Here is a 2,531-nt window from a genome sequence, read left to right on the forward strand (position 1 = left end):
GGTTCGAGGGCGACCACCGGGTTGAGCGCGGTCTGCCAGACCACGGCCTGCGAGCCGTACTCCGCCATCGACCACTCGTTGTCGACCACGTGGTAGAGGTACACCTCGCGGGCAGCGCCGTCGTGCACGCCCTTCACCCACGTCCCGGCGCAGGTCTTGCCGCGCATGCGGTCACCGAGTCCTGCCGGGTCCGGCAGGCAGGCGGCGACCACGTCACGCGGGGAGACCTCCACGTCGCCGACGCGTATCTTCTCGGTGCGGTCCAGGCCCAGCTTGTGCAGCGTGCGCAGGACGTCGATGAACTCCTGCCCGAGCCCGTACTTGAAGGTCACGCGCCGGGCGTCCACCCAGCGCGGGATGAGCAGGACCTCTTCGTGCTCGACGTTGACGCACTCGACCTCGCCGATCCCCTCGGGGAAGTCGAAGACCTCCGGCTCGGAGAACGGCTCGGTGGTGAACCAGCCTCGGTCCTTCTCCCACACCACCGGCGGGTTGAGGCATTCCTCGATCGTGGTCCAGATGGAGAACGAGGGGGCGAACTCGTGGCCCTCGACACTCAGGTTGGCTCCGTCGCGTACGCCGATCTCCTCGATGCTGTCGAAGAGGTGGTCGGCGGCGTAGCGGGCGAACACATCGGAGAGGCCGGGCTCGACGCCCATGCCCACCAGGGCGAGGCGGTCGGTGCTCTCCCATTCGGAGGCCAGCGCGAACTGTTCGTCGCCCAGCATGACGCCGGTCCGGGTGTAGGGGTGCTCGGGATGGGGGCGCGAGAGGGACATGGCCATGTCGAGGTAGTGGGCGCGACCGGCCAGCGCCGCGCGGAACAGGGGCATGACGAACCGGGGGTCGGTCGCGTTCAGGAGCACGTCACAGCGTTGCTCGCGCAGCAGGGCGGTGACCGCCTCCTGGTCGGAGGCGTCGATGCGGGCGGCGACGAAGCGGGCGTCCTCGGTGGCCTCGGTCGCCCGCCGGGCGCGGTCGAGAACGTAATCGGCGATCACGCAGTGCTCGAAGAAGTCGCGCCGGGCGGCGATCCTGGCGGCGGCCGTCCCCACGCCTCCGGCGCCGACGATGAGACTGCGCATGGTGATTCCTCGGTCTCTTTCCTGAAGGCGATGTGTGGTCGTACCCGTCGGGGCCAGGTGGTCAGCCCCGGTGAACGGACTGCGGGCCGTTTCCCGGTGCGGGCGTCAGGCGGCTGGTGAGTTCGGTGGCGGTCGCGGCGTCCTTGCGCCCGGTGTCCCGCAGATGCCAGAGATGCCCGCCACGGCGTACGACGAGGTCGGTGGCGCCCGGTTCGTGGGAGAGGGAGGTGGCCGCGAGGGCGGTCACCTCACCGGATCCCGGCAGCGGCAGGCGGCGCGTCCCGCCGGGGGATCCCGGCGTGATGACCTCCAGCCACGGGCCCTCGGACCACAGGTACAGCCGTACGCCGTCCTCGGCGGCGACCGCGGCGACGCGGGTCGCGGCCGGGAGCGGATGCGTTGCGCCGGTGGGGGAGAGGCAGATGCCTTCGCGGTCGCCGACCAGCACGGCTGCGGGGCGCTCTGCGTCCGCGTTGCTGGCGGAGCCGGGGCCGGGGCCTGCGCCTGCGCCTGCGGCGAGGGTCATCGCGGTCCACCGGTCGTCGGTGGGCAGTTCGGCCGCGGGAGTGTCGTCGGCCCAGGTGAGGCGGGGGTAGGCGGTGGTGTCCGCGCGCAGGAGCCGGGGCCGTCCGTCCTCGGTCAGGATGCCGGTCCACAGGGTGCCGTTTTCGGTCTCCGCCGTGCCGACGGCGCGGGCGGGTGTGCTCGGCGGGGGTTGTTCGGCGGTGAAGGCCTGCTCGGGGCTCCAGCGCAGGCGATATGCCGAGTCACTGGAGCGTGTGAGGAGTTCGAGGTGGTGCGGGCCGTGGCGGCTCTGCAGCACGCCGACCTCGTCGTAACGCCGGCCGGTGGCGAACCGCAGTGCGCCGCTCCACTCGCCCGGCGGCGGGCCGCCCGGCTCGGGGGCGGTGTCCTGCGGGTCGCTGTTGAACCACAGCACCCACAGGCCGTCCTGCTCGTCGCAGAGCACGAGTTCGAGGTTGCCGCGCAGGCCGTAGCACCCCTGGGCGAGTCCGATGCCGCCCCGTGAGGCGGGCGGCGGTGCGGTACGCAGGGGCCGGGGAGAGGAGGAAGGGGGAACAGCCATGGGACACCTCGCGGACCGGGCGACGAGAACGTCGGCGCTGCTTTGGGCCATCGGCCGGCAGCGCCACAACGGCACCCTATTCACTCTCATTAACAAGCGTCAATGAGCAGAAACGAGCAACAGTGAGCGATGATGGCTTCCTGCCCACCGGGAGGAAGCCGCGACGATGCCCCAACAGCCCCTGTCCGCACCCCGCGCCCGCTCAGCACAGGCCGCACACGTCCTTGTCATCGGAGCCAGCCGCATTCTGCGCCCCGCCGTCACCACGCTGGCCGCCCGCGCTGTGCCCGTGCTCGCCGTCGCCCGCTCCGCGCCCGACCTGCGGGAACTCGCCGACCAGCACCCCGGCCGTGTCACCC

The 2,531-nt window shown here is 71.8% G+C and carries 3 protein-coding genes; 1 reads left to right on the forward strand and 2 read right to left on the reverse strand.

Annotated elements, in window-relative coordinates; translation table 11 throughout:
* Both ACQKIP_RS45075 and ACQKIP_RS45080 read right to left on the reverse strand, forming a co-directional pair.
* A partial coding sequence (locus tag ACQKIP_RS45075) for a saccharopine dehydrogenase family protein (RefSeq protein WP_427745653.1) occupies positions 1-1,085 on the reverse strand: 1,085 nt, incomplete at its 3' end.
* 61 nt (positions 1,086-1,146) lie between these two features.
* Positions 1,147-2,172 carry a hypothetical protein gene (locus ACQKIP_RS45080; RefSeq protein WP_365853854.1) on the reverse strand — a complete coding sequence of 342 codons (1,026 nt, stop codon included), beginning with the start codon at positions 2,170-2,172 and terminating at the stop codon, positions 1,147-1,149.
* A 166-nt stretch (positions 2,173-2,338) separates the two neighbouring features.
* On the opposite strand from ACQKIP_RS45080, the gene ACQKIP_RS45085 reads away from it, so the two are divergent.
* A partial coding sequence (locus ACQKIP_RS45085) for a hypothetical protein (protein WP_427745654.1) occupies positions 2,339-2,531 on the forward strand: 193 nt, incomplete at its 3' end.

This window comes from Streptomyces sp. NPDC059900 (genome assembly GCF_050270335.1).
Classification (GTDB): domain Bacteria; phylum Actinomycetota; class Actinomycetes; order Streptomycetales; family Streptomycetaceae; genus Streptomyces.

Excerpts from the sequence above, each read along its gene's own strand:
- ACQKIP_RS45080 (WP_365853854.1), bottom strand. The coding sequence starts at position 2,172 with ATGGCTGTTCCCCCTTCCTCCTCTCCCCGGCCCCTGCGTACCGCACCG.